The sequence below is a fragment of the Mesorhizobium sp. M7A.F.Ca.US.007.01.2.1 genome, assembly GCF_003998165.1.
Lineage (GTDB): Bacteria > Pseudomonadota > Alphaproteobacteria > Rhizobiales > Rhizobiaceae > Mesorhizobium > Mesorhizobium ciceri.
In genome coordinates this window covers 1-5,958 of sequence record NZ_RZQP01000311.1, presented here as the reverse complement: position 1 = coordinate 5,958, position 5,958 = coordinate 1, and the positions used below count along the sequence as shown (strand labels likewise).

Annotated in this window: 7 protein-coding genes; all 7 read left to right on the top strand. The window is 64.2% G+C overall.

Annotation, left to right across the window (positions count from 1 at the left end; translation table 11 throughout):
- Nucleotides 1–598: FAD-dependent oxidoreductase (locus EN949_RS32130; protein ID WP_164782606.1), on the top strand; the 598-nt coding region annotated here is incomplete at its 5' end.
- A gap of 91 nt (nucleotides 599–689) precedes the next feature.
- A complete protein-coding gene (locus tag EN949_RS32125) occupies nucleotides 690–1,787 on the top strand; it encodes a putative zinc-binding metallopeptidase (protein WP_013528805.1) in 1,098 nt (365 codons plus the stop codon).
- 63 nt (nucleotides 1,788–1,850) lie between these two features.
- A complete protein-coding gene (locus EN949_RS32120; RefSeq protein ID WP_063169558.1) occupies nucleotides 1,851–2,450 on the top strand; it encodes a DUF1236 domain-containing protein in 600 nt (199 codons plus the stop codon).
- 169 nt (nucleotides 2,451–2,619) lie between these two features.
- The gene (locus tag EN949_RS32115) at nucleotides 2,620–3,570 is read left to right on the top strand and encodes a CPBP family intramembrane glutamic endopeptidase (RefSeq protein WP_013528803.1); all 951 of its coding nucleotides are present in this window, start codon (nucleotides 2,620–2,622) and stop codon (nucleotides 3,568–3,570) included.
- A 290-nt stretch (nucleotides 3,571–3,860) separates the two neighbouring features.
- Entirely contained in the window at nucleotides 3,861–5,471 is a 1,611-nt protein-coding gene (gene ffh / locus EN949_RS32110; RefSeq protein WP_024504031.1) for a signal recognition particle protein, read from the top strand.
- A 7-nt stretch (nucleotides 5,472–5,478) separates the two neighbouring features.
- Complete coding sequence (locus EN949_RS32105; protein WP_013528801.1) at nucleotides 5,479–5,805, top strand: chorismate mutase; 327 nt, start codon at nucleotides 5,479–5,481, stop codon at nucleotides 5,803–5,805.
- 37 nt (nucleotides 5,806–5,842) lie between these two features.
- Nucleotides 5,843–5,958: 30S ribosomal protein S16 (gene rpsP, locus EN949_RS32100; protein ID WP_127371897.1), on the top strand; the 116-nt coding region annotated here is incomplete at its 3' end.

Genomic DNA, 5,958 nt, shown 5'->3' with positions numbered 1-5,958 from the left:
CGCCAAAGCGGTGATCGTGACCGCTTCGCCGGCGGTGCTCGCCTTCGAGGAGATCGCGTTCTCGCCGGCCCTGCCCGACACCCATTTTGGCGCCTTCTTCGACCTGCCGATGGGCATGCTGACCAAATTGCCGGTCGAAATATCGGGCACAAGGCTCGGGCTGCAGCCTTTCGACGACCTGCTGATCGAACGGATGGCCAGGCACGACATCTATTTCCTGTGCTTCCCGTTCGACCTTGACCTGATGGTCGGGTTCGTCGGCGGCGATTTCGCCTGGGAAATGTCGGCGGCCGGCGAGGCGGCCGGCATCGACTTCGTCGTCGACCGGCTGTGCGGCATCTTCGGTGGCGATACGCGCAAGCATGTCGGACGCGCCATGATGACCAATTGGGGCGGCGAGCGCTTCGTGCGCGGCGCCTACGTCGCCGCCCGCCCTGGCCGTTCACTGGCGCGCGCCGCGCTCATGCAGCCGGTGGCCGACAAGATCTTCTTCGCCGGCGAGCACTTGGCCGGCCCGCTGATGCAGACCTGCGGCGGCGCACGGCTGTCGGGCGAAGCGGTGGCAAGACAGGTTGTCGCCCAGCTTGCGGCCAAATAGCTTCAGGAAAATGTGGAACGCCGCGCGGCTGTTCGCGTTGGGCACGGGCCGCCGTGAACATCTATGTCACCTCCGGTGAATTGAGACCGACATGAAACTCTTCGACTGCCCCCATTGCGGCCATCGCATCTATTTCGAGAACGCCCAGTGCCTGAACTGCGGGAACCCCGTGCTCTACGATCCCGAGCACGCCTGTTTCGCGCTGGCGAGCGCCGACGGCATCTTCCAGTGCACCAACGCCGATGAATGCGCCTGCAACTGGATGGCCGAGCCCGGACACGCCTTTTGCCGCGCCTGTGCGCTCAACCAGTTGATCCCGGATCTCTCCGTCGACGGCAACCGCCGCCGCTGGATCCGTGTCGAAGCGGCGAAGAAGCGCGCCATCTATTCGCTGCTGGCCTTCGGGCTGCCGGTGGCGCCCAAGCAGAACCCCGCCGACGAGATCGGGCTGGCCTTCGACTTCCTCGCCGATCCGATCGGCGGCGGCCCCGGCGGCGAGCGGATCCTGACCGGCCACGACAATGGCCTGATCACGCTCAACGTCGCCGAGGCGGATTCGGCCGAGCGCGAAAAGCGCCGCGTCGAGATGGGCGAGAACTACCGCACCTTGCTCGGTCATTTCCGTCATGAGCTTGGGCACTATTATTGGGACCGCCTGATCCGCGACGATCCGCACCGGCTCGAAGCTTTCCGCGCACTGTTCGGCGATGACCGCGCCGATTACGAACAGGCGCTGAAGGCCTATTATGCCAATGGTGCGCCGCCCGACTGGCAGCAAGGCCACATCTCGGCCTATGCGACCTCGCATCCATGGGAGGACTGGGCCGAGACCTGGGCTCACCACCTGCACATCACCGACACGCTGGAAATGGTGCACGCACTGAACTTTCCGCTCGGCCGGCTGGAGACGGTGGAGGCCAACGACTTGCCGCGCGGCGACACAGGCGGCGAATTGCAGGCCGCACCCTCGGAGCCGCCGACCGCGCCCGAGTCTTTCGAAAAGATCCTGGCCCGCTGGCTGGTGCTGTCGGAAGCCTCCAATTCGATCAACCGCTGCATGGGCCTGCCGGACCTCTATCCCTTTGTCATTTCGGACGTCACGGCGCGGAAATTGGACTTCGTTCACGAACTTCTGACCGATTTGCCTGGAGAACAGGGAACAAATCGTGAGTTGGCACAGGCGCTTTAGCGGGAACGCATGAGCTGCTGCCCCGTTTTCGCTGGCGAGGGACCATGAAAACGGAGAGAAACCATGAAATCCCTGTTGTTTCCGGCGGTCGCCGGAATGCTGACCGTGATGTCGGGCGCCGCGTTTGCCGACACCGCCGTCTCAGCCGTCACCGATCTTAACGTTCGCGCCGGACCCGGCCCGCAATACCCTGTCATCGGCGTGCTCGCCGCCGGTCAGTCGGCAACGCTCAATGGCTGCATCGAAAACAGCAAATGGTGCACCATAGCCGAGGCCGGCGGCCAGGGCTGGGTCTATTCCGACTATGTGACGGCCGATATAGGCGGCAGCCGGGTGGTGCTGACGCAACGGCGCGCCAGCGTTGCTGTCGTCTCGCCGCCGGAGGACATCGGCAACTACTCGACCGATTATACCGGCGCGATCATCGCCAGCGATCCGGTCGTCGATGACTTCCCGCCGCCCCCGGCTGAAGTCCGCACCTATGTCGACACGCACCGCCTCGATCCCATCTATCTCGATGGCGAAGTGGTCACCGGCGCGACCCTGCCCGACACCGTCGAGCTGCGCGAGATTCCAGACTACAATTACCGCTATGTCTATGTGAACGGCCAGCGGGCGCTGATCGATCCGCAGACCCGGCGCATCATGTACGTCGTGCGCTGACGACAATTGACATAAGCGGCCGCTGCCACAGCAGCGGCCGCCGGCAGGCGGCACCGCAGCGTCGCCTCTTGTGCGCCGACGCTGCTCTGAGCATTGTCCTTTGCGGAAAACTTCCGATTTTCCGGCGGTCGGTTAGTCAATAGGCGATGAGTTTGGCAAAGGAGCCCGCGTGACCATCGATCCGGCCGCCTTCGAGCGCTACAGGCATTCGCCGAACGCCAGGACGACCTTGCCGCGCCTGTTGCTCGGAACGGGGATCGTCGTCCTTTTTTGGGCAGCAACCACCGTGGCCGTGCTGGTCGGCGGCACCTATGCCTTCTTCGCCCGGCAGGCGGCCCCATCATCCGGCATGCAGGGTTTCCTCGCTTCGCCCATCGGCATTCTCACCGCGCTCGTCTCGTTCGCCGGCATCTGGATCGGCCTGTGGGTCGCGATGCGCTGGGTGCATGGCGAGAAGCTGTCGGCACTGCTCGGCAACAGCCGGCGTGTTTCGTGGTCCGGCTTCCTCAAGGGGCTGATCGCGGTGCTGATCACCTCGTTGATCTCCGAAATCCTGCTCTATCTCTTGCAGCCGCAGATCGCGCGCGGCCCGATCAGCCTGTCGTCCTGGCTGCTGTTTGCGATCCCGATCGCCGCGCTCACTCTGTTGCAGACCTCGTCGGAAGAGTTGCTGTTTCGCGGCTACCTGCTGCGCGGGCTGGCCAGCCGGTTCAAGAGCCCGTTCATCTGGGCGCTGCTGCCGGCCCTGCTGTTCACCTCGCTGCATTGGAGTGCGAGTTCGTCGCCAGCCATCAACGCCTGTGTGCTGGCGTCGATCGCCGCTTTCGCGCTGCTGCTGACGCTTGTCGTTTACGCAACAGGCAATCTCGGCGCCGCGCTGGGTGCTCATCTCGGCAACAACCTGACCGGCTTCCTGCTGATCTCGCATCAGGAAAGCTACAATTCCTTCGCCCTGTTCAACGCCAGGCCGCTCGAGGGACCGGGCTGGGCAACGTCGGATGCGGTTCTCATCGCCTTCATCGGCATCGCCTGCAGCCTGCTGACCATCGGGCTGCTTTTGCATCCGCGCTCGCCGCTCAAGGTCGCCGCCGAGCTTCCGGACCGCGCGAGCACGGCCTGAATGCGGGTCCGGGAATGACGCTACCCGGCCCTTGTCTTGACTCTTGCGCAGATTTCCTGTCTACACGCCCCGACTTCCGCGACGAGTATCCCTCCGAGCAAGCCGACCAGGACGCCGAAACCTCTTTGAGGTGAAGTGCTGTAAATCGATCCTGGAGGCCAACACCCGGCAGCGCTGAGCGCCCCCGGGTGCTTTTTGGTTTTGGCTTTTGCTTGGACTTTTGGTTGGACACTGGGCGCGAACGCATTACCTCTCGGGCACCATCCGGGTGCCAGGGAAAAGGAAAACGAATGTTTGAATCGCTACAGGAACGTCTTGGTTCGATCCTGAACGGCCTGACCGGCCGCGGCGCGCTGTCGGAGGCTGATGTCTCGGCGGCGCTGCGCGAGGTGCGCCGTGCGCTGCTCGAAGCCGACGTGGCGCTGGAAGTGGTGCGCTCCTTCACCGACAAGGTGCGCGAGAAGGCCGTCGGCGCTGCCGTGGTCAAGTCGATCAAGCCCGGCCAGATGGTCGTCAAGATCGTTCATGACGAACTGGTCGACATGCTCGGCGCTGAAGGCGTCGCCATCGATCTCAATGCCCCGGCGCCGGTCGTCATCATGATGGTCGGCCTGCAGGGTTCCGGCAAGACGACCACTTCGGCCAAGATCGCCAAGCGTCTTTCCGAGCGTCAGAACAAGAAGGTCCTGATGGCCTCGCTCGACACGCGGCGCCCCGCCGCGCAGGAGCAGCTTCGCCAGCTCGGCGAACAGGTCAAGGTCGCCACGCTGCCGATCATCGACGGCCAGTCGCCGGTCGACATCGCGCGCCGCGCCGTGCAGGCGGCCAAGCTCGGCGGCCACGACGTCGTCATCCTCGACACCGCCGGCCGCACCCATATCGACGAGCCGCTGATGGTCGAGATGGCCGACATCAAGAAGGTATCGAGCCCGCACGAAATCCTGCTGGTCGCCGATTCGCTGACCGGCCAGGACGCCGTCAACCTGGCCAAGAGCTTCGACGAGCGCGTCGGCATCACCGGTCTCGTGCTGACCCGCATGGACGGCGACGGCCGTGGCGGTGCTGCCCTTTCAATGCGCGCCGTCACCGGCAAGCCGATCAAGCTGATCGGCACCGGCGAAAAGATGGACGGGCTGGAGGAATTCCACCCCAAGCGCATCGCTGACCGCATCCTCGGCATGGGCGACATTGTCTCGCTCGTCGAAAAGGCCGCCGAGAACATCGACGCCGAACAGGCGGCGGCGATGGCCAAGAAGATGCAGTCGGGCAAGTTCGACCTGAACGATCTCGCCGGCCAGCTTCAGCAGATGTCGAAGATGGGCGGCATGGGCGGCATCATGGGCATGATGCCCGGCATGGGCAAGATGAAGGACCAGATGGCCGCCGCCGGTCTCGACGACAAGATGTTCGGCCGCCAGCTCGCCATCATCTCGTCGATGACCAAGGCAGAGCGCGCCAATCCCGATTTGCTCAAGCATTCGCGCAAGAAGCGCATCGCTGCCGGTTCCGGCACCGACGCGGCCGAAATCAACAAGCTGCTCAAAATGCATCGCGGCATGGCCGACATGATGAAGGCGATGGGCGGCAAGGGCAAAGGCGGCGGCCTGATGCGCGGCATGATGGGCGGCCTCGCCTCCAAGATGGGCCTCGGCGGCATGATGCCCGGCGGTATGGGTGGCATGATGGGCGGCGGCATGCCGGACCTGTCGAAGATGGACCCCAAGCAGCTCGAAGCCTTGCAGAAGCAGGCGCAGGCAGCCGGCCTAGGCGGCGGCATGAAAGGCCTTCCCGGCGGCGGTGGCCTGCCCAGCGGCATGCCAGGTTTGCCCGGCGGCATGAAACTTCCCGGGCTTCCCGGCCTCGGCGGTGGCGGGCTGCCCGGCCTTGGCAAGAAGAAGTGAGGACGCCATGAACGAAGAAAAGGACATGGCCGACGCCCGCGCCCTCCTGGCAGATTACCGGGCGTCGATCGACAACATCGACGCAGCCCTCATCCACATGCTTGCCGAGCGCTTCCGCTGCACCAAGGCGGTTGGCGTGCTGAAGGCGACTCATGGCTTGCCGCCGGCCGACCCGGCACGCGAGCAGCAGCAGATCGCCCGGCTTCGCCAGCTGGCGAAGGATGCCCATCTCGACCCGGATTTCGCGGAAAAGTTCCTCAACTTCGTCGTCCGCGAAGTGATCCGCCACCACGAACAGATCGCCGCTTCCAACGGCGTGACGAAAACCAACTGAAACCCAATCAACGAACTTAGTTTTTAGGAGAAAAGAAATGCCCTTGAAGATCCGACTGGCCCGTGCGGGCTCAAAGAAGCGTCCTTACTACCACGTCGTCATTGCCGACGCCCGTTCGCCGCGTGACGGCCGGTTCATCGAGTCCATCGGCTC